The 21,152-nt window shown below is 37.2% G+C and carries 24 protein-coding genes and 1 pseudogene; 17 read left to right on the top strand and 8 right to left on the bottom strand.

Translation table 11 applies throughout. The features are described from left to right. The first annotated feature begins 18 nt into the window (after nt 1–18). From ACOZBY_RS19790 to ACOZBY_RS19775, 4 genes are all read left to right on the top strand, one after another. A complete protein-coding gene (locus ACOZBY_RS19790) occupies nt 19–450 on the top strand; it encodes a protein-tyrosine phosphatase family protein (protein WP_012292425.1) in 432 nt (143 codons plus the stop codon). Between the two features lie 212 nt (nt 451–662). After that, complete coding sequence (locus ACOZBY_RS19785) at nt 663–866, top strand: PLDc N-terminal domain-containing protein (protein WP_012292426.1); 204 nt, start codon at nt 663–665, stop codon at nt 864–866. Next, entirely contained in the window at nt 863–1,747 is an 885-nt protein-coding gene (locus ACOZBY_RS19780; RefSeq protein WP_375827953.1) for an ATP-binding cassette domain-containing protein, read from the top strand. The genes ACOZBY_RS19785 and ACOZBY_RS19780 overlap by 4 nt, the downstream gene beginning before the upstream one ends. Then, on the top strand, nt 1,744–2,520 hold the full coding sequence (locus tag ACOZBY_RS19775; RefSeq protein ID WP_422762623.1) for an ABC transporter permease: 777 nt from the start codon (nt 1,744–1,746) through the stop codon (nt 2,518–2,520). Before ACOZBY_RS19780 ends, ACOZBY_RS19775 begins: the two co-directional genes overlap by 4 nt. Nucleotides 2,521–2,739: 219 nt before the next feature. Here the strand turns inward: ACOZBY_RS19775 and ACOZBY_RS19770 are convergent, their stop codons facing one another. Together ACOZBY_RS19770 and ACOZBY_RS19765 are read right to left on the bottom strand one after the other, a co-directional pair. Further along, nucleotides 2,740–3,186: a GNAT family N-acetyltransferase gene (locus tag ACOZBY_RS19770; RefSeq protein WP_422762622.1), complete on the bottom strand. Its 447-nt coding sequence runs from the start codon at nt 3,184–3,186 to the stop codon at nt 2,740–2,742. A 198-nt stretch (nt 3,187–3,384) separates the two neighbouring features. Further along, a pseudogene (locus ACOZBY_RS19765) lies at nt 3,385–3,603 on the bottom strand (MerR family transcriptional regulator); the annotation flags it as partial. A 159-nt stretch (nt 3,604–3,762) separates the two neighbouring features. On the opposite strand from ACOZBY_RS19765, the gene ACOZBY_RS19760 reads away from it, so the two are divergent. Then, entirely contained in the window at nt 3,763–4,467 is a 705-nt protein-coding gene (locus ACOZBY_RS19760) for a CBS domain-containing protein (RefSeq protein ID WP_012292431.1), read from the top strand. Between the two features lie 17 nt (nt 4,468–4,484). On the opposite strand, the gene ACOZBY_RS19755 is transcribed toward ACOZBY_RS19760, so the two are convergent. Continuing rightward, on the bottom strand, nt 4,485–5,204 hold the full coding sequence (locus ACOZBY_RS19755; protein WP_012292432.1) for a YetF domain-containing protein: 720 nt from the start codon (nt 5,202–5,204) through the stop codon (nt 4,485–4,487). Between the two features lie 106 nt (nt 5,205–5,310). On the opposite strand from ACOZBY_RS19755, the gene ACOZBY_RS19750 reads away from it, so the two are divergent. Beyond that, nucleotides 5,311–6,516 (top strand): MFS transporter, encoded by a 1,206-nt coding sequence (locus ACOZBY_RS19750; protein WP_422762621.1) that lies wholly within the window; start codon nt 5,311–5,313, stop codon nt 6,514–6,516. A 209-nt stretch (nt 6,517–6,725) separates the two neighbouring features. Here ACOZBY_RS19750 and ACOZBY_RS19745 read toward each other — a convergent pair whose 3' ends face one another. Further along, nucleotides 6,726–7,412 (bottom strand): universal stress protein, encoded by a 687-nt coding sequence (locus tag ACOZBY_RS19745; RefSeq protein WP_012292434.1) that lies wholly within the window; start codon nt 7,410–7,412, stop codon nt 6,726–6,728. 549 nt (nt 7,413–7,961) lie between these two features. Here ACOZBY_RS19745 and ACOZBY_RS19740 point away from each other — a divergent pair. The 11 genes from ACOZBY_RS19740 (at nt 7,962) to ACOZBY_RS19690 (ending at nt 17,457) form a co-directional block, all read left to right on the top strand. Beyond that, entirely contained in the window at nt 7,962–10,373 is a 2,412-nt protein-coding gene (locus ACOZBY_RS19740; protein ID WP_031418069.1) for a Na+/H+ antiporter subunit A, read from the top strand. Continuing rightward, nucleotides 10,363–10,785: a Na(+)/H(+) antiporter subunit B gene (locus ACOZBY_RS19735; protein WP_012292436.1), complete on the top strand. Its 423-nt coding sequence runs from the start codon at nt 10,363–10,365 to the stop codon at nt 10,783–10,785. The genes ACOZBY_RS19740 and ACOZBY_RS19735 overlap by 11 nt, the downstream gene beginning before the upstream one ends. A gap of 3 nt (nt 10,786–10,788) precedes the next feature. Then, the gene (locus ACOZBY_RS19730) at nt 10,789–11,127 is read left to right on the top strand and encodes a Na(+)/H(+) antiporter subunit C (protein ID WP_012292437.1); all 339 of its coding nucleotides are present in this window, start codon (nt 10,789–10,791) and stop codon (nt 11,125–11,127) included. Further along, nucleotides 11,120–12,625, top strand: a complete 1,506-nt coding sequence (locus ACOZBY_RS19725; RefSeq protein WP_031418072.1) for a Na+/H+ antiporter subunit D — start codon at nt 11,120–11,122, stop codon at nt 12,623–12,625. The genes ACOZBY_RS19730 and ACOZBY_RS19725 overlap by 8 nt, the downstream gene beginning before the upstream one ends. Next, nucleotides 12,625–13,107, top strand: coding sequence for a Na+/H+ antiporter subunit E (locus ACOZBY_RS19720; protein ID WP_012292439.1), 483 nt, complete (start codon nt 12,625–12,627; stop codon nt 13,105–13,107). The genes ACOZBY_RS19725 and ACOZBY_RS19720 overlap by 1 nt, the downstream gene beginning before the upstream one ends. Continuing rightward, nucleotides 13,107–13,391, top strand: coding sequence for a Na(+)/H(+) antiporter subunit F1 (locus ACOZBY_RS19715; RefSeq protein WP_025116881.1), 285 nt, complete (start codon nt 13,107–13,109; stop codon nt 13,389–13,391). The genes ACOZBY_RS19720 and ACOZBY_RS19715 overlap by 1 nt, the downstream gene beginning before the upstream one ends. After that, on the top strand, nt 13,369–13,728 hold the full coding sequence (locus ACOZBY_RS19710; protein ID WP_422762620.1) for a Na+/H+ antiporter subunit G: 360 nt from the start codon (nt 13,369–13,371) through the stop codon (nt 13,726–13,728). The genes ACOZBY_RS19715 and ACOZBY_RS19710 overlap by 23 nt, the downstream gene beginning before the upstream one ends. 304 nt (nt 13,729–14,032) lie before the next feature. Then, a complete protein-coding gene (locus ACOZBY_RS19705; RefSeq protein ID WP_012292442.1) occupies nt 14,033–14,824 on the top strand; it encodes a transporter substrate-binding domain-containing protein in 792 nt (263 codons plus the stop codon). A 120-nt stretch (nt 14,825–14,944) separates the two neighbouring features. Next, the gene (locus ACOZBY_RS19700; protein WP_031418079.1) at nt 14,945–15,604 is read left to right on the top strand and encodes an amino acid ABC transporter permease; all 660 of its coding nucleotides are present in this window, start codon (nt 14,945–14,947) and stop codon (nt 15,602–15,604) included. Then, on the top strand, nt 15,597–16,319 hold the full coding sequence (locus tag ACOZBY_RS19695; RefSeq protein ID WP_012292444.1) for an amino acid ABC transporter ATP-binding protein: 723 nt from the start codon (nt 15,597–15,599) through the stop codon (nt 16,317–16,319). Before ACOZBY_RS19700 ends, ACOZBY_RS19695 begins: the two co-directional genes overlap by 8 nt. A 322-nt stretch (nt 16,320–16,641) precedes the next feature. Then, nucleotides 16,642–17,457, top strand: a complete 816-nt coding sequence (locus ACOZBY_RS19690; RefSeq protein WP_031418081.1) for a metallophosphoesterase — start codon at nt 16,642–16,644, stop codon at nt 17,455–17,457. A 21-nt stretch (nt 17,458–17,478) separates the two neighbouring features. Here the strand turns inward: ACOZBY_RS19690 and tatC are convergent, their stop codons facing one another. The 4 genes from tatC to ACOZBY_RS19670 are packed head-to-tail and all read right to left on the bottom strand — an operon-like array spanning nt 17,479 to nt 21,054. Then, a complete protein-coding gene (tatC, locus tag ACOZBY_RS19685; protein ID WP_012292446.1) occupies nt 17,479–18,324 on the bottom strand; it encodes a twin-arginine translocase subunit TatC in 846 nt (281 codons plus the stop codon). Nucleotides 18,325–18,335: 11 nt separating this feature from the next. Further along, the gene (tatA, locus tag ACOZBY_RS19680; RefSeq protein WP_012292447.1) at nt 18,336–18,539 is read right to left on the bottom strand and encodes a twin-arginine translocase TatA/TatE family subunit; all 204 of its coding nucleotides are present in this window, start codon (nt 18,537–18,539) and stop codon (nt 18,336–18,338) included. A gap of 40 nt (nt 18,540–18,579) precedes the next feature. Next, a complete protein-coding gene (locus ACOZBY_RS19675; protein ID WP_031418085.1) occupies nt 18,580–20,292 on the bottom strand; it encodes a GMC family oxidoreductase in 1,713 nt (570 codons plus the stop codon). A gap of 12 nt (nt 20,293–20,304) precedes the next feature. Continuing rightward, entirely contained in the window at nt 20,305–21,054 is a 750-nt protein-coding gene (locus tag ACOZBY_RS19670) for a gluconate 2-dehydrogenase subunit 3 family protein (protein ID WP_031418087.1), read from the bottom strand. Nucleotides 21,055–21,152 lie beyond the last annotated feature (98 nt).

The following is a 21,152-nucleotide window of genomic DNA, read 5'->3' as shown; positions in this document are numbered from 1 at the left end:
CTATGGAGTGTGACCAATATGGAAAAAAACTATGATGTTTTAGTAAAGGATCAAATCTTCTTTGGTGGTGCAAAAGATGCAGAGACGGCTTTTGAGCAAGAAGCTGTAGATGTTGTAATAGATGTTCGTGTGCAGGGACTTACTTCAGAAGAGCAAGGGGCCATTTCTTATTCATACAAGCATATGCCAATTGCAGATGAAGAAATTGCGGTAGCATCATCTATTCAGCATGTAGCTAAGGAAATTGCTTCGTCCTATGAGGCAGGACAGAAGGTGTATGTTCACTGTGGAAGTGGCGGTGGTCGTGCTGGTGTAGCAGCTACTGCTGCGCTAATAGAGCTAGGGCTGGCTAATTCCCTAGAGGAAGCGGAGGCAGCGGTCAAAAAGGCTCGTCCACAAGTAACAATTCGTCCTAAAATGGAAGAGGCTCTACAAAAACTTTATAAATAAAGGTAAAGATGTACTGATTAAGGTACATCTTTTTTGTTTTTAAGAGAAACAGCGCGTATAGAAGATAAATAAGAGACTACATTATCCTTTGAAAAATAGCGAGAATATTTAGGAGAGCTGTTTTAGAGTTTGAAAAAAACAACAATTTTGTTCTATACATGTTAGAACAAAATTGTTATAGTTAATGTATAACAACTAATGGGGTGATCTGTATGATGGAGGAATTAGCAAAAGTTCCATGGGCAGTGATAGCACCGCTCATCGTCGTTCAATTAATATTAATGATCGTAGCACTTATTGATTTGCGAAAAACACATGCAACAAATGGACCTAAAATTTTATGGGTATTTATTATTTTATTTACAAATATAATAGGGTCAATTGCGTACTTTATAGTTGGGAGAAAGCAGGCATGACAACATTACTTCAAGTAACTGGTTTGACCAAACGATTTGCAGAGCACAATGTTGTAGATGATGTTCAATTTATGTTAGAGGAAAAGACTTCAACGGCGTTAATAGGCCCAAATGGTGCAGGTAAGACAACCACATTATCCATGTTAACAGGGCTCTTAACACCGACTGCTGGAAGTGTGAAAATGCTAAATGGGGACTTACGTGAAAATTTAGGTTTTTTACCCCAATATCCACAGTTTCATCCTTGGCTAAGCGCATTAGAATTTACTGAGATGGCTGCTCGGTTAAATGGTGTATCAGCAAAAAATGCTAAATTAGAAGCGCAAAAAACATTAGAGTTTGTCGGGCTAGGAAATGCCCAACATAAAAGAATAGATACTTTTTCTGGTGGGATGAGGCAACGCCTTGGTATTTCCCAGGCAATTGTGCATAAGCCAAAATTACTGTTATTAGACGAACCTGTTTCAGCATTAGACCCTGTTGGTCGTAGGGAGGTTCTTGATTTATTAAAAGGCTTACAACAAGAGACAACCATTTTATATTCAACTCATATTTTAAACGATGCGGAAGAAATGACGGATCAGTTGTTATTCTTACAAAATGGAAAACTAGTAGAGCAAGGAACATTACGAGAGGTACGACAGCGTTTTGATGAGCAAAATTATATAGTTGAGTTCTCTAGTGAGGAAGAGGCAAAGCTTTTTGCAAGCTCGACTGATCATGTAGTAGGCTGTTATGTCTATATTGAGATATTGAATGAGGAGCCAACGATGAGGGAGCTGCTCCATCGTTTAAGTAATTGTCCTTATACAATAAGAAAGGTAGAACGACAAACAGCATCGTTGGAAGAAATTTTCATGAAGGTGGCGAAAAAAGCATGAGAGGATTCAATGTACTTCTACAAAAGGAATTTAGAGAGGCATGGCGAAGCTGGAAATTTTTGTGGATACCTCTTGTGTTTGCACTGCTGGGAATGAATGACCCCCTAATAAATTATTATATAATGGATATTTTAAATGCTGTTGGAAATGTGCCAGAAGGCTTTGAAATGTTGATGCCCGAATTAATGCCCGTTGACCTATTACAGGCATCTATAGGACAGTTTCAAACGATAGGGTTATTGGTGATAATGGCTTCTTTTGTGGGGATCATAAGTAAAGAACGTGCAAGTGGTATGGCTACCTTATTATATGTAAGGCCGATTTCCTTTGGAGCCTATTTTATGAGTAAATTTATTGTGATGAGTGCAGTTTGTTTTGTGAGTATTTTAGCAGGCTTTGCAGCAAGTGTGTATTACACTAGTATTCTATATGGAACATTAGAAATTGGACCTTTGCTTGCGAGCTTTTGTACGTATTATGTTTGGTTGTTATTTGTAATTGCTGTCACATTAATGATGAGCGCTAGTTTTAAAACGATTATAGCTACTACATGTGCCTTTATGGTTATCTTTGGCGGACAAATAGTCGATATGGTAGTAGGCCTATTCTGGACTATATCCCCTTGGAAGCTAGCAAACTATGGACCTTTACTAGTCCGTGGAACAATGGAGATGTCTGATTACTGGTGGAGTTTAATCATGACATTAGCACTGATAATTCTTTGTATTTGCTTGGGAATCATCATGATGAAAAAAAAATGCAGCTATGACTAAAATTTAGAAAATATAGGACGGAAAATCTGGTACGTACTGATTTTTCCGTCCTTTTGTGTTAGAGTATTCCACCATTGATAATTGATAAGCAGAATAAGCCCAACAAAGAGCATGATCCTAATAACGTTGATAAAGATCATGGAAAAGAGCGTATTTTGAAAAATGATTGATCAAATTTACTTTAAAAAGACTATTAGTCATTGTGGTAAATTCATGTGCTTACAAGGAATACTTAGCTAATTGTTCTCCCCAAGATGATAATTCAGTCTCAATAAATCCTGCTCTTTTATAGGCAAATTTTGCTGTAAGATTTTTAGGATCATATCCAATCATGATAAAAGGAATGTTTGCATGATTATTTTTCCTTATCTCTTCTATAACCAGATATATAGCTTGTTTGCCTATACCTTTACCTTGAAATTTTTCGTCAATCATTAGTCTATAAATCCAATAATTATTGTCATCAGGGTCTATTCCAAACATAGTAAATCCTATCATTTTATTATTAAGATAAATACCTTTTGCAAGGAAATTATCTAGAAACTGAACTTCTGCGATAGAATAAAGGTTGGATGCAATAAATGCTTGTTGTTCCTCTTTAACAGATAATCTAATTGCTTCTTCCCAATTACTTTTGTCAATAGGCTTTAAACAAATTTCCTTCAATTTGGTACTCTCCCTTTGAAGGGGAAACACGTAGTTTATGGGCTATTGAAACGCTATCCCCTTGTTTTTATGCCCAATCAAGTATAAATAATTTCTCATCGACAACGCCTCCTTAAAAGTACAGTTAATTACAAATTTATTATATTCGATACAATTAAAATATGCCCTCAAGCTCTCTTTCAATGGCTGAAGTGTTCTTTAAAACCGAGTATAGCCCTCTAGAATCCTTTGCTCCACTACAAGAAAAGCAAGCTGTTGATCTATGCTTGCCTCCCACTCCCATGTAGTATTAAGAAGCGCTTGAATTTCCTTATCTCCTTTAATTTGAATCCTAATGTTTAAATTTAATTCATTCTCACTGTAAACCCTATGTCCATCATTTGTCTTACTTGCTGGGAAAAATAGTCCATTTTCTTCGTAATAACGTAACTTTCAAGGGAGAATGTAAAAATAAATGACAGCAAAAACTGCGTTCTTGGAATATTCATAAATTAGGAATATAATGGTTGTGTAACTAAAAATTTGTCAAATAACTCGGAAAATACATAAAGTTACTAAGAAAGAAGGTACTTAAAAGTGGAGACTGAAAATTCCGATCGTTTCCTGACAGCATTTAATCGAATAGACCATAGATTACGAGATATTGTAGGTATAAAGGATTTTACGCCCTTTTATCGACTCATTGATCAAGCGAAGAAAAAAGAGGTATTAGTGAAGAAATACGAAGATGATTTACGGTCATACGCTGATTTGCGAAATGCAATTGTCCATCATCGTACTTCTATTAACTATGTAATTGCAGAACCACATACCGATGTAGTCGAAAGAATTGAATACATAGATGCTACGCTCGCTAAGCCTACTCTTGTCGGGCAAATGTTCAGAAAGAGAGTATTAGTTTTTCAAGAGAATGATTCCCTTAAACATGTGTTAAAGGTTATTCACCAACGAAAATATACGCAGTTTCCCGTTTATTTTAATAAACAATTTAGGGGCCTTATTACAACTGTAGGAATCACGAATTGGCTTGCCTCTAAGATGGGTGGCGACTATTTACCTAAAGGGATTCCTACGTTGCATGATATTTTAATGCATGAGAAAAATAGGGTGAATTACAAATTTGTTAGCAGGTACATAACGATATATCAAGCAGAAGAGATTTTTAAACAAGGTGTGGAAAGGGGTAGGCGTTTTGAGGCATTACTAATCACTGAGCATGGCAAACCACATCAAAAATTAATAGGAATCATTACACCGTTAGATATTGTAAAAATTGATTAAAAAAACGAGACAAGCATTTACGGGCTTGAATGTCTCGCTTTATCTTTTAAGCTAATGTATAATGACCCATTTGTTTGAACTTGTGCAAAAAAGACATCTTCAACGGAATGTACATTTTGTTTTTTCAACTTCTTCATTACCCAGTCCTCTGTTAATTCAAGCTCAACAATGTTTTCCTTGATAAGTTGACCATCTGATATAACCTCTGTAGGCAGATAAGTAGGTGGGGTAACATCTGCCTTAACATCCTGCTTTGTGGCAACTTGTTCGGAAGTTTTTTGCAGGACACTTAGTTTTCCATTTGTTTCAAGTAACGCATAGTGTATATCTTGTACAGAAAAGATGGCTTGCTCACGTAGCATCATTGTCAGCTCGTCCATATGCAAACGGTTTTTCCTTAAGGCAGATTCTAAAATAAGTCCATTTTGTACGACAATGGTAGGTTTGTCATCAATAAGTACACGAGCTTTTTTGGATTTAATCGTAATAATCGTCATTAAGTAGGTTAAGGCGCTCCACCAGACAAGCGATATTATTCCATCTAAAAAGGGTGTTTCCTCCTGTGAGGCAATTTCTGCAGCAATTGATCCAAATGTAATACCAGTAATATAATGGAAAAATGTTAATTGGCCCAATTGCTTCTTTCCAAGAATACGCGCCAAAATAAGTAATATAAAGAATGAAAGTGTTGTTCGAAGAATCATTTCCCAAAAGTTAGCATGAATAAAGCTTTCCATGCATACATCAACTCCTTTTACAGCTGTCGAAACATAGCTTGTGCAAAATAGTTAATAGTATGCGACAATCGTCAATAACAAAAACTAAATAGAGCGAGGTGGCAGCATGAATAATCAAATAAATGTCGCAAATCCAATCTACCCAATTATGATTTTGATAGGTGTTGCTCATCTTATCAATGATACGATGCAAGCTGTTATTCCAGCTATGTTTCCAATTTTTAAAAGTGAGCTAGGACTTACCTTCACACAAATTGGTCTCATATCATTTGTCTTAAATATATTTGCGTCTGCATTACAGCCTATTGTAGGGTTTGTCAGTGATAAAAAGCCAATGCCCTATGCTTTACCAATAGGTATGGTAAGTTCTTTTATTGCTATTACAATAATTTCTTTTACTACTCAATATTGGATTATTCTTATTGCGGTATTATTTTTAGGCTTCGGTTCAGCAATATTTCACCCTGAGGGTTCTAGAGTATCCTTTATGGCAGCAGGTTCTAAAAGAGGACTTGCTCAATCGATTTATCAAGTTGGGGGAAACTCAGGACAAGCGCTTGCCCCACTAATTAGCGCCTATATATTTGATATTTTCGGTCAGCGAGGTGCAGCGATTGTATTAGTAGCGGCAACATTCGGTATTATTCTATTAACTAAGATTGCAAGATGGTATAAAAAGCAATTAGAGCAAGAGCGTGCAGCGAAGAAAAAACGGGTGTTGGTTTCGACATTGCCACCACTAACAAAGAAGCAGGTAGGGGTAGCTTTAACCTTACTATTTACGATTATTTTTGCACGATCATTTTATACAACAAATATAACTAGTTTCTATGTGTTTTATTTAATGGATCATTATGATGTGAATCTTCGTCTAGGACAAATCCTTATTTTCCTCTTCATGGCATTTGGGGTAGTAGGGACATTTTTCGGAGGCTCTTTGTCGGATCGTATTGGAAGAAAAAATGTCATTATTCTTTCCGTTGTAGTACCAATGCCATTTTGCCTAGCATTGCCTTATGTACCGTTATGGGCTGCTATGATATTTTTAGTGATCATTGGTACATTGATCATGATTAGCTTCTCTGTAACGGTGGTATACGCACAAGAGCTAGTTCCATCTAAAATTGGCACAATGGCTGGTTTAACAACTGGCTTTGCCTTTGGTATGGGGGCCATTGGAGCCATGGTTATTGGTGTTTTAATGGACCACAAAGGTATTGATTTTACAATGATGGTCGTCTCATTATTGCCGTTATTATTGTTAATTGCCTTTTTCCTACCGAAGGATAAGCCAGCATCTTCAGCAGCTTAGTAAAAACATATCCTGACGGTAGCGAACGCAAAAAATTGAGTTTGCCTACAGTTTTTTTACAATGAAATAAAGTTTTCCACTACAGTCAAATTGTGATTAATCTCAGTCCAAAGAGTTAAATTGAAATGACAAATGCCATCGAGAGTAAACTTCCCGATGGCATTTGTCAACAGTGTGAACGCATCCTTTAAAAAGAGGAGCGCGTTTTTTTATTGTCTTAATGGGGATAAAAATTCTGCAGGAAGCTTCTCTTGATCAATCACATAGCCCTCTGAAATATGAACCTCATGCATTTTATCATTGTAAGTGAATTTAAAGACACCATTATCAAAATCTGTGCCGATTTCCTTGAAGAAGATGCCTTCGATGGATACGTATTTCGGACATGTAAATGCTACTTTAAAGTTTTCCTGTTCTTTGATTAAATAAGCACGAACACCTTTTTCGTATGTCTCGTTTGCATCATCATCAGTAGGACGTTGAACAGCAACAATATGAAAATCTACAAATGGAACTTCTTTTAACAGTACATTAAGGAACGATCCTTTAGTGATCTCTTCCCAACGGCTTTGTGCGCTTTGACCTACAATAATTTGTGAAATGCCATAGTTTTTCGCGACTTCTGCAATGACTTTCTGAATGGGGCGTTTTTCATTATCTTGCAATATAAATTTTTCGACCTCAAGTTCGTCTGATAACTTTTCCCATTGCTCAATGTAACTAGATTTCTCAGCGTCAAATGCATCAAGGGGTTGCGAATCAACTGAAAGAATATAGAGTGGGCAATCTAGCATTGTCGCCATTTTGTGTCCTCTACGTATCAAACGCTCACCATTTAAGCCATAGTAAACACAAACTAATATACTTTCGTCTAAACGCCCTTTTACATGCCTCATAAAAAATGTACACCTCTTATCTGTTGGTATTTTGTTAATTTCACTGTTAATTATAAAAAAATATCCTAAAACAGCTAAAATTGATGCTGTTACAGTGCATTATGCTCATTTATATTGTATACTTAAAAATGTATAAAAGTTAACGAAAATATATTGGAAAACCCTTGAAGTAATAAGCTTATATCAATAATTTAAAGTTATTTAATTTATGCATTACGTGCATCTATGCTAAATTGATTTCATATGCCACACTATTATGCAGTGTGTTAAATAGATAGTCAAGTGTCTTTATAATGCTGATATAATTGAGTTGTAACTGTATAAATTATCTGAATTTCCACAAGTTATTTAGGCTTGCATCGGGTTAGAGGTGACTAAATAACTAAACATACCAATGACAAGACACTTTAACACCCCAACACTTTCCATTTGCAAAATTTCAAGAATAAATCTGATATGTTAGCTTAAACAAATTGCTATAATCTTAGCATTTACCATTCCAATACCACAAAAATTTGCTTGATGATTTTGATAGTAGGAGGTTTTCATTTGGTTACAGTACTTATCGCGATACTTTTGCCATTTGTCTGTGCTGCACTTATCCCATTGCTGTATAGGCGACTAAGGCATATAACACATCTTGGCTGGTTTGTTTTTTCTGTTCCATTCATCTTGTTTCTTTTACTTGCGCGCTATATTCCTCAAATTGCCGGAGGTAAAACATTTATCCATACATATGAGTGGATTCCCTCTTTTAATATAAATATTACAACATACCTAGATGGGCTCAGTATGATTTTTGGCTTACTGATTACAGGTGTAGGTAGTTTAGTCATTTTATATTCTATTTTTTATTTGTCAACGAAAGAATCTCTTCACCATTTTTACTGCTATTTATTACTATTCATGGGCGCTATGCTTGGCGTTGTTTTTTCAGATAACCTAATGGTATTATACACATTTTGGGAATTGACAAGTGTGTCATCATTCCTATTAATTGCATTTTGGCATCATAGAAAGGCATCACGTGCAGGTGCTAAAAAAGCAATGATGATCACAGTATTTGGCGGTCTCTCTATGCTTGCGGGTTTCCTGATGCTCTATGTAGCTGCTGATACATTTAGTATTCGGGACATTGTAGCTCATGTAGGGGTTATCCGTGATCATGCCCTATTTACTCCAGCATTAATCTTAATTTTACTAGGTGCTTTTACAAAATCTGCACAATTTCCATTTCATATTTGGCTACCTGATGCCATGGAAGCGCCAACACCAGTTAGTGCTTACTTACACTCAGCCACAATGGTAAAGGCAGGTATTTATTTAGTTGCCCGTTTTTCTCCAGTTTTTGGAGGAGAAGCGATTTGGTTTTGGCTAGTAAGTGTCATTGGTCTTGTTACACTTTTCTGGGGGTCATTTAATGCGGTTCGCCAAACGGATTTAAAGGCGCTATTAGCCTTTTCAACGGTAAGTCAGCTAGGCTTAATTATGAGTCTTTTCGGTCTAGGGTCTGTTGGTCATTACTATGGCTACACGAAAGACTCTATTGTATATACACAAGCAAGTTTTGCGGCATTGTTTCATCTCATCAACCACTCCACTTTTAAAGGAGCCTTATTCATGATGGTCGGGATTGTCGACCATGAAGTGGGGACGCGGGATATTCGCCGTTTAGGTGGCTTAATGTCCTTAATGCCTATCACATTTACAATCGCAGTCATTGGCAGCTTTTCAATGGCAGGATTACCACCATTTAATGGTTTCTTGAGTAAAGAAATGTTCTTTGCAGCGGTCTTGGCTATTCGCGATGTAGAGGCCTTTTCCATTGCTGATTTAGGGTTATTTTTCCCATTAGTAGCGTGGGTAGCCAGTATCTTTACCTTTGTCTACAGTTTGATTTTAATTAGTCGAACATTTTTGGGTAAACTACAGCCTGAGAAGATGGATAGAAAACCACATGAAGCTCCATTGGGTATGCTCCTATCACCAATTGTTTTGTGCCTGTTAGTAGTCGGTATCTTTTTCTTCCCAAACGTGTTAGGCCATTATATTTTAGAGCCTGCTATGGCAAGTATTTATCCTACATTCCCAACAACCTATGAATTAACACCACATATTTCTGCTTGGCATGGAATTAATGCGGAATTGTTAATGACATTAGGAGTCATTGTGCTTGGATTCATTTTATTCAAGACATTGAAAAGCTGGAAGCCGGTGTATCGAATTTTTTCACAAAAGTATACGTTTAATACGTACTACAATCGAATGATAGAAATAAGTGAGAGTGGTTCAGAGAAGCTTACTCGCAAATATATGACAGGTAATTTAACACATTATTTTGTCTATATATATGTATTTTTTGTTGCACTTATTGCTGGTTATTTTATTTGGTCAGACGCAATGACTTTTAATTTTGATATGGACTCTACCATTGAATCATACGAATTAATTCTTGTATTTGTTATGGTATTCGCTGCGGTTTGGATGATTTTTGCAAAGGGTCGTGTTACAGCTATGCTATTAAATGGCGTATTAGGCTATTCAATTGCCTTCTTCTTCGTCATTTTCCGCGCACCAGATTTAGCGCTAACACAATTAGTTGTAGAATCCGTAACAACTGCATTATTCCTTTTATGCTTTAAGTATTTACCTGATTTAATGCCTGAGGCACCTCGCAAAAGGGTGCAATGGTCTAAAGCCATGATTTCTATATTTGTCGGCGCAACAGTCACAATGGTTGGTCTAGCTGTTGTGCACTACGAGCAATTTGAGCCTGTTTCCAGTTATTTTAATGATGCCTACGAGTTGGCAGGTGGTTCAAATATTGTTAATACAATTTTAGGGGATTTTCGTGCCTTTGATACAATGCTTGAGGTTGTTGTGCTTCTTATTGCTGGCTTAGGGGTTTATACACTAACAAAGCTTAAGCCTCGAAAGGAGGAAGCAGATCATGAAAATTAATGATGTGATACTACGGACAGTCACTAAGGCAGTCGTCTTCATTATTTTAACACTTGGCGTGTATTTGTTCTTTGCAGGACATCATGCTCCAGGTGGTGGCTTTATTGGCGGCCTCGTGTTAGCTTCTGGCATTGTTTTATTGTATCTTGCTTACGATATAGAGACTGTGCATAAGGGAATGCCGTTTGACTTTAAAAAGGTTGCAGCTCTTGGTGTTTTGCTTGCGACAAGTACGGCAATAGGTTCTTTGTTTTTTGATGTACCATTTCTAACACAGGCCTATACGTATATAAATGTCCCGATTTTCGGGAAAATGGGTTTTTCAACCGTAACCATTTTTGAAGCAGGTGTAGCTTTAACGGTAGTTGGTGTTGTCGTGACAATAATTTTAAGCATAAGTGAGGATGAGTAGCTGATGGAATCTTTGATACTTGTTTTAGTAGGTATATTAGTAGCTGTTGCAACGTACTTAATCCTCTCTAAACAGTTATTACGTGTTATTTTAGGTACTGCTGTTTTATCACATGCTGCCCACTTGCTGATTCTAACAATGGGAGGTCTTAAAAAAGGGGATGTCCCATTATTAGGTGAATCAGAGGGGCCTTATACAGATGCATTACCGCAAGCCCTAATTCTAACAGCTATTGTTATTAGTTTTGCTGTGACTGCGTTTGTTCTCGTTTTAGGCTATCGAGCGTACAAAACAAATGGTTCAGGGAATCTTGATGAATTGAGGGGTACGCCGGATGAGTAATATGATTGTTTTACCATTAATAGTCCCAGTAATTACGGCTATTTTACTGGTGTTTTTAAAAGAGCATGTCTTTTTACAACGTATTATTAGTTTATTGACATTAAGCTTTATCGTTATTATTAGTGTTATTTTATTAGTAGAAATTCAAGAACAGGGGATCATGCGCATTGACTTTAGTGGCTGGGCACCGCCTTTTGGTATCTCATTTGTGGCAGATTCCTTCGCTACACTACTCGTGTTAGTGGCAAATCTTGTAGCGGTTATTTGTATGCTTTATGCAATTTTTACAATGGAATTAAGATATGAAAAAATGTATTTTTATCCGTTTACCTTACTTATGGTAGCTGGTGTTAACGGTTCATTTTTGACAGGAGATATCTTTAACTTATTTGTATGCTTTGAAGTGATGCTGCTGGCGTCATATGCCCTAATTAGCTTAGGTGGGGAAAAAATTCAGCTTCGAGAAGCATTAAAATATGTGCTTATTAATATTGTTGCATCTTGGATTTTCTTAGTGGCATTGGCTTTTCTTTATGGAACAGTCGGTACATTAAATATGGCCCATATTTCTGTGCGTGTGATGGAGGCAGGTGCTAATCCCCTTATTACAACAGTGGCACTCATTTTCTTAATCGTCTTTAGCTTAAAGGCCGGACTGTTATTATTCTTCTGGTTACCAGGCTCTTATAGTGTACCTCCCACAGCCATCGCTGCTTTATTTGCAGCCTTATTAACAAAGGTTGGGATTTATGCACTTGTAAGGACATTTACATTGCTTTTCCCAAATAATACGGAAGTCACACATATGGCACTTGGCATAATGGCCGGTATTACAATTGTAGCTGGTTGTATTGGTGCTCTTTCAGGGCGTGATGTTAGAACAATCGCTTCATATAATGTATTAATTGGTGTTGGGTTTATAGTAGCTGGCCTAGCAATGGGTACAGAGTCCGCCTTACAGGGTGTTGTCTATTATTTAATGCATGATATGGTGGCAAAGGCTATGCTATTTATAGCTGTCGGTATGATGATTTATGTAACTGGGGAAACGGTCATAGATAAAATGAGTGGGCTTATTCGGAACTATCCGTTCTTTGGCTGGCTATTCTTTTTAGCTATGTGTTCACTAGCGGGTATCCCGCCATTGAGTGGCTTTTTAGGAAAGGTTTTAATTGGACAGGGTGCTATAGAGGGCGGCAATTTTGTTCTATTAGGTCTAGGATTTTTCTCTAGTTTAATTGTTTTGTATTCATTACTGCGGATCTTTCTTTCCTCCTTTTTTGGCGAGACCATTATTAGCTTGGAGGATGAAAAGCCTTTACCCAAACGTGTGATACTGCCGTTAACTTTACTAGCTGCATGTACTATAAGTTTAGGAATCGGGGCTGAGAAATTGGCTCCCTTTGTCACCGATGCAGCAGAAACGTTATATACACCATCTATCTATATAGATGCTGTTCTTGATGGTGAACAATGGCAAGGTGAGGTGAATAAATAATGGCGATGCAGTTTATTTTAAATTTATTTATCGCAGCACTTTGGTTACTCTTGCAAGATGAAGTGACACCACAATTTTCAACGTTTTTAATGGGGTTTATCGTAGGAATGGGCATATTATATGCGATGCACCGCTTTTATGGCACTCAATTTTACTTGCGGCGAGTCTTTTCGATTATCAAGTTATTATGGCTATTTAATTGGGAGCTGTTTTTATCAAGCTATAGTGTATTAAAACAAATTACTACACCAAAGCTAAACATTACGCCTGGTATTTTCACTTATAAAACCGCACTCAAGGGAGATTGGGAGATTACGGCACTAGCATTACTGCTAACATTAACACCCGGTTCTGTCGTCATGGAAGTTTCTGAAGAGGGCGATGTCTTTTATATTCATGCCATGGACATCGAGCAGTCTAAGGATGCTGTCATTCGCTCTATTGGGAAATTTGAACAAGCAATAATGGAGGTGACACGTTAATGATAGAGAATATTTTACTTCTGGCTCTCGCCTTCTTTAGTATTTCCATCGCGCTGTCGTTATATCGGGTTATCCGTGGCCCATCTATGCCTGACCGAGCCATTGCTCTTGATACAATTGGTGTAAATCTTCTATCCGCTATTGCGATTGTTTCGATTATATTAAAAACAAAGGCTTATCTAGAAGCTATTCTTATATTAGGTATTTTAGCGTTTATTGGGACTATTGCCTTTACAAAATATATTGAAAGAGGTGTGATTGTTGAACGTAAATCAAATGATTGAATGGGCGGCAGTCACCCTAATTCTGATCGGTTCTATTGTGAGTGTTATTAGCGCATTTGGCATGATTCGTTTACCAGATGTTTATACGCGATCACATGCTGCTACCAAAAGCTCCACGTTATCCGTGTTAACTTGCTTATTAGGTACATTTATTTACTTTTGGGTGCACGATGGTTATGTTAGCGTCCGCTTAATTTTAGGTATTCTATTCGTCTTCGTTACAGCTCCAGTTGCCGGACATTTAATCTGTCGTGCGGCTTATCGTTCTCATGTTCCATTAGCAGAAGGCTCTGGCGAGGACGAATTAAAAGATAAATTATTTACGGAAAAAAAATAAGCACTAGACCTCCAAATGGGGGTCTTTTTTGTTTCCTTAGAAATTTTGAAGGGATAATTATTAAGTTTTCGGAAAATAGTAAAGGAAAGTGGAATTGAAAATAGTAAATTGACTAATCTGAAAATTTTGTATATAATATTTCATTTAAAATTTTCTTGTTTATCTTGATTATTATTTCAAAAGAGTATATCTTAATTAGCAGATAGTTTTTTTATTCTCTTATATGAATAAATATCCAATTTGCTATTTTTGAGAAATGTATTCTCATACACAATAACTTATAAATAAAAGGAGATGCTTAATAATGAAGAATAAATTATTCATGATGATTCTTGTACTAGCTATTGGCGTACTAGCAGCTTGTGGCGCTAAAGAGGATGACGCAAATAATTCTAATGCTGATAGTAGTACAGACAAACAAGTATTAAAAGTTGGTACTTCAGCAGACTATGCGCCATTTGAATATGTTGACGCAGCAAAAGGTGAGGAGATTATAGGATTTGATATTGATTTAATTAAATTGGTTGGGGAAAAAATAGGTGTAGACATGCAAGTGCAAGATATGGACTTCAACAGTCTTGTGCCAGCGTTACAAGCAGGGAAAATTGATGTAGTAATTTCTGGTATGACACCCAATCCTGAACGTGAAAAGGTAGTAGATTTTTCTGATCAATATAATGAAACAGAGCAGGTAATTATTGTTAAAAAAGATAGCGGTATTAAAAAGGAAGCTGATTTAGCTGGTAAAAAAGTCGGTGTGCAAACAGCCTCTATTCAAGAAAATTTAGGTAATGAAATTGCAAAAAAAGTGGATGTTTCAGTTGAAGGACGTACACGAATTCCTGAAATTATTCAAGATATGATGTCTAAGCGCTTAGACGCAGGTATTTTAGAGGGTGGCGTTGCGAAGGGTTATTTAAAAACAAATGATCAATTAGCAGCCTTCCCTGTAGAAGAACAGCCTGAGGATTTCAAAGCGATTGCTGTGCCAAAGGGTAGTAATCTAAAGGAAAAAATTAACAAAGCATTAAAAGAACTAGCTGAAGAAGGCAAAATCCAAGAGTTAGAAGAAAAATGGTTAGAAAAAGTTGAATAATACATGTATGCGATAGCTCCTATTTGAGCTATCGCTTATGCTTTTCAGTTCAATATAATACGCTTCGGCATGATTTCAAACAAATGCTGAATCAAGATGAAAAAGAAAGGAGGGAGCGCTGTGAACTTGGATTTTACAGCAATCGTTCCCTCTATTCCTTATATTTTAAAAGGGATAGGTGTTACACTCCAAATTGCAATTGGTGCATCCATTATTGGGTTTATCGTCGGTATATTACTAGCCTTATGTAAAATTGGAAAGGTAAAAGTTTTACGTTGGTTTGCTGATTTTTATACGTCGATTTTCCGTGGTACACCACTAGTATTACAATTATTAATTATTTATTATGCAGTACCACAATTATTAGATATTCAAATCGAGCCTATTCCAACGGCCATTATTGCATTTGGATTAAATTCAGGTGCTTATATTTCGGAAATTATTCGTGCAGGTATTAATGCAGTGGATAAAGGGCAAATGGAGGCAGCACAAGCCCTTGGCATTCCTTATGCAAAGATGATGAAGGATATTATTATTCCGCAGGCAGTAAAAAATATTTTGCCCTCTCTAGTTAATGAATTTATTACACTAAATAAAGAAACAGCAGTTGTCACAGTAATTAGTGCCCTTGATATAATGCGTCGTGCTTATATAGTAGGTGGTTCGACATATCGATATCTTGAGCCTTTACTATTTGCTGGTATTATCTATTACCTCATGACACTTGTTTTAACGTTCCTTGGTAAACGAATCGAGAAAGGAATGAGAAAAAGTGATTAAAATTGAAGATTTACACAAATCATATGGACAGAATGAAGTACTAAAAGGTATTTCAACCGAAGTTAAAGAAAAAGAAGTTATTGCTATTATCGGACCTTCGGGATCTGGTAAATCAACGTTCCTTCGTTGTCTAAACTTATTAGAAATCCCTACGAGTGGAAAGGTAACAATAGCTGGGGATGTTCTCACAGATAAAGGGACAAATATTATGAAGATACGGGAAGAAGTAGGGATGGTATTTCAGCATTTTCATCTTTTCCCACATAAAACAGTACTAGAAAATTTAACGTACGCTCCAATTAATGTAAAGGGAATGGATAAAGTAGTTGCGATACAAAATGCAGAAGAGTTACTTAAGAAAGTAGGTCTCTTCGAAAAGCGCCAAGAGTATCCCAACCGTTTATCTGGTGGACAAAAACAACGTGTTGCCATTGCCCGAGCGCTTGCCATGGATCCAAAGGTCATATTATTTGATGAACCAACCTCAGCACTTGATCCAGAAATGGTTAAAGAAGTATTGGCCGTTATGAAAAACCTAGCAGATAGTGGCATGACAATGTTAATTGTTACACATGAGATGGGCTTTGCACGTGAAGTTGCTGATCGCATACTTTTCTTAGATGGTGGCAAGCTCATTGAGGATGCCCCACCAGAGCAGTTTTTCACAGCTCCTTCAACACAGCGAGCAAAGGATTTCTTAGAAAAGGTTTTATAAATAAACAAACAAACGCATTAAGCTCTCTTCGAGAAGGGAACTTACTGCGTTTTTTATTCAGAACGCAAAAGTATAAGGTTATCCCCCTATTATGATGTAATTACATAATTATGAAATTATCCCCATACTATATCATGTGTAAGTTAGCTACGAATAGAAAAAACGCGCATGATTTCCTTTAAAGGGTGTCGGGGTATGGTTGGATTTTGTGCATTCTATGTAATTAAAGTGCATATACTTACAATCAATTTGTTTTTTGCTTATAATAGGGAAGTCAGAATTTTTTTCTGAAAAAAAGTAGCCGCAAAGTGAGCGATTGCGATTGAAAAAATTATTATATGGTGTTTTTTTCGTTGTTTTTATAGTCATTTTTTTGTACGTAAACAATCACTGGCTAGTCGTTAGTAAGCATGTGTTCGAATCAGAAAAGGTGCCTGCCAGCTTTGATGGGCTACGCATTGTACAAGTATCGGATTTACATGATGCCCTCTTTGGTAATAATCAGGAAAAGCTGATTGCTAAAGTTAAGGAGACAAATCCTGACTATATTTTTATCACAGGTGATGTGATTGATAGCAATCGCTATGATTTAAACCAAAGTCTACAGGCAGTTAAGGGACTAGTAGACATTACGGACGTTTATTATGTACTAGGAAACCATGAAGTAGCGACGAATAAGGTAAGTGAAATTTATGAGGCGCTATCATCGTTAGGGGTACATATACTGGCCAATGAATCGACCGTCTTAGAGCGCGACGGGGAGCGCTTGGCGATTGTTGGGATAGAAGATCCGTTAATGGGTAGATCAACCGAAGACATGTTGGAGTTGGCTACAGCCTATTTACCAGATGATATGTTTAAGATGTTACTGGCGCATCGACCTGAAGTGTTTAATACGTATGTAAATGATGGCATAGACTTAGTATTTTCTGGGCATGCACATGGAGGGCAAGTTCGTATTCCAGGACTTGGAGGACTTGTTGCCCCAGGACAAGGGCTGTTTCCGAAATATACGGCTGGTGTCTACGATGAAGGAATCACTAAAATGGTGGTTAGTCGTGGCTTAGGCAATAGCTCGGTACCATACCGCATTTTTAATCTTCCAGAGATTGTTGTGATGGATTTAAAGAAAAAATAAGCACTGTGTAAAAATTAAAATTTACGCAGTGCTTTCAATTTGTTTTCGTTCTAGACGTTTGACAAGGTAAATGCTTATTTCATACAGAATAATCATTGGGATTAATACGAGGAGTTGGCTAATAAAGTCGGGCGGTGTAATGACAGCGGAGCATATACCCATTACGATATAGGACCATCCCCGTATTTTTCTCATGGATTCAGCACTCAGTACCCCGATAGCTGATAAAAATAGGGCAACGATCGGTAATTCAAATAATAGCCCAAGCGGTACTGTAGTCATAATTAAAAAATGCATATATTCACTAGCGGATACCATGACATCAAAATTGGTAGCACCTATGCCGACTAAAAACGAATAGCTTAGCGGGTTTACTACAAAATAGCCAAAAGCGATTCCTAATAAGAACAGTGCCAGCATAACGGGTGCATAGAGTCCTAAAAATCGACTTTCCGTTTCCTTTAGCCCTGGTTTTACAAAACTCCACAGAAAATGAACAAGAAAAGGCATGGCAAGACCAAATGATAAGGTAGTTGAAATGGTCATATAAAATTTAACGACCTCAAGTGGTCCTAAAATAATAAGAGAATGACCACGAGTTACAAAGGGAAACCAAATATTAATAGTAGAAAAAACAACAATAAAAAAAAGAATAAAAACAGTTAGCCCTTTTATTATTTGTTTACGTAAATCCGAAAGATGTTCCAATAATGAGGTAACAGGTATAATAGGCTCTTCTGCTACTTGTTGATCTTCCATTTTTACTGCTTGTATTTCAACTAAAGCCTCCATAGGTAACGGAGGCTCAGCTTGTGGTTTATCAAGAGGGCTTAAAAACTTTCTTTTTCCATCCTCATAAGGATCCATAGGAAACCCTCCTACGAAACATCAGATTTTTTTTCGACCTTTTTCACAGAATCATCATCATCTTCCATCAGCCCTTTGGTAGATTTTTTGAATTCTGCAAAAGTTTTACCTACCGCACCGCCGATTTCCGGTAATTTTCTCGGCCCAAAAACAATTAATACAATAACTAAAATAATGACTAATCCAGGTACTCCAATTGCTCCAAGACCACCCATATGCCTTGCCTCCTTAAAATAAAATTATTAGATTAAAAAATTAAACTAAGGAACCACCTGATTGACTATATTTTATGACACCTTCTGCACAACGATAGGCTAGTGCTCCCAATGTTCCAGTCGGATTGTAGCCGCTATTATGTGCAAAGTTTCCAGCGCTTACAGCGAAGAGATTATCAACATCCCAGTGCTGTAAGTAATTATTCACGACACCTTGCTCTGGCGTTAAACTCATAACAGTCCCGCCAGTGTTATGCGTTGTTTGGTAAGGAACGATATTATAATCGGTAATTTCAGCATTTGGCACGATTGTTTTTGCGCCCATTTGCTTCATAATGTCTGCTGCACGCGCAGAAATAAATTTATGAAGTGCACGATCCTGATCCGTAAAGTTGTACGTTAGTTGCATTAATGGAAGACCGTATGCATCCTTGTAGGTTGGATCTAATGTTAAATAATTTTGCTTATGTGGCATGGATGCGCCTTGCGCACCAATCCCGAATGAACGTGTATAGTAATGAATAGATTGCTTTTTAAATTCTGGTCCCCATGTAGGTGTATCGGGAGGAGTTGGATTTGACCCAATTGGTCGTGTCCCTGTTTGTGTAAGAGCAATGTTCCCACCATGAATAAAATCTAAATCACTATGGTCGAAATTGTCGCCATTATAATCGTCTACACACATACCTAAAGAGCCTGCTCCCATAAATGTATTGTATTGTTCGTCAAAGAAACCAACAGCCCCAGGTAAGATTTGATAACAATAATTTCGCCCAAGTGTCCCTTTGCCAGTAGTTGGATCATATCTTTCACCTATGTCAGAGACCATTAGAAGCTTGGCATTATTAAAGACGTAACTAGTTAAAACGACAGCGTTGGCAGGCTGAATAAATTCTTCTCCTGATACAGTATCGATATATCTTACACCAGTAACTTTATTGCCCTGTTTTAAAATTTCAACAACGTTTGAATTGTAACGTAAATCAAAATTACCTGTTTTTAATGCAGTAGGAACAACTGTAATTTCTGCTGAGGATTTTGCGCCATATTCACAACCGAAACGTTCGCAGAAACCACAATATTGGCAAGCGTTAATCGTTTCACCATCAGGGTTTTTATAAACCTCAGAGACGTTTGCTGATGGTACCATGTAAGGTGTTAGCTTTAAGTCCTGTGCCGCCTTTTCAAATTGCATAAGCATAGGAGTTTTCTTCATAGGTCCGGTTGGATAAGGGTTTGAACGTTTTCCACTAAATGTATTTTTATCATCTCCCGAAATGCCAGCTGTTTTTTCAAACTTGTCCATATAAGGCTCAAGTTGATCATAAGTTAATCCCCAATCCTGAATGAGATATTCTGGCCCAAGCTTGTTTGGACCATAATGTTTATCTGTTAGCGTTTTTATTTGGAAATCATAGGGTAAAAAACGGAACGTCATTCCATTCCAATGTGTTCCTGACCCTCCCAGCCCCTCTCCAAGTAGAAAGGAACCTAACTGGCGCATTGGTAATGCCTTCATATTACGATCATTTCGAAAAGTAACTGTTTCTTTGGACAGATTTTGCATTAAATCATAACGAATGGCATAACGGTATTCATCATGAACGTTTAAATAATCTTCAGTACCACGCTTTTGTCCTCGCTCTAAACCTACTACCTTTAAACCGGCTTTCGCACATTCAGCAGCAACGATACCACCTGTCCAGCCTACACCAACTGTTACAACGTCTACACTTGGTAATGTTTTGGCCATGTTTTACCCCCCTTAGTGGTTGCCCAAAGATTTAGGCTCAATTTTTTGGAATTTCGAATCTTCAATTTGTGATATATAAGCCATTTGGTGGCCAGGGAAGTTCTTCATGCGCCAGCCCTCCATATTACGATTCCCTCCGTACATTGGGTCCGAATAGGCGCCCTCTAATGTAGCAGCTCGTAGCAGTGTAAAGAAGAATGCTGATTGCACACCGACCATTTCAACTTCCCCCTTTTGAAAGGCTGTTAAAATTTCGTCAATCTGTTTACCATCCAAATCGTTGAAGCTTTTTTTATAACGCTTTTGAGCTTCATCTTCCATTTTTTGAATACCTTGTCTGAAAATCTCAGCTCGTGTTAGGCGGCTTTGATAGCCTTGAGTAGGGGTACCTACATCAAAGGGGCCTTGCATATATTCTTTAGAATTACTACCATAATTTCCTGCTAATTGGTGATCGATAAAATAAGGGACATCTAATCCTATAGCACCTGGACCTAAGTCATCTTCTGGAAAAATACGTTCTGTTGCCTTTGATAAAATACTAAAATCTCTTTCATTTCTAAAAAACATTTTTGCTTTCGGCGAACCAAGAGCCTCATTCGTAGTACCGTGTCCACCATGCTCCAGAGTAGAAGTACCTTTACCATTGATGTTGTAGCCTACTAGTCCTCCAATTAATCCACCACCGACTAATGTACCAGCAGCAATACCAGTTGTCTTTAAAAAGTCTCGACGTGAAACATTGTTCTTGTCTGAACTCATAGTAATCCTCCCCTCAAATTTTTGAATCTATCCTAATTCTAATAATCAGCAAAAAATATGAATTATAATCAATTTCTGTTGGAAAAAGTTTTAATTTC

This window comes from Lysinibacillus sp. NPDC056220, from assembly GCF_049315265.1.
In the GTDB taxonomy this organism is placed as follows: domain Bacteria; phylum Bacillota; class Bacilli; order Bacillales_A; family Planococcaceae; genus Lysinibacillus; species Lysinibacillus pinottii.
The sequence above is the reverse complement of the archived record's forward strand: the minus strand, read 5'-3'. Positions and strand labels throughout refer to the sequence as shown.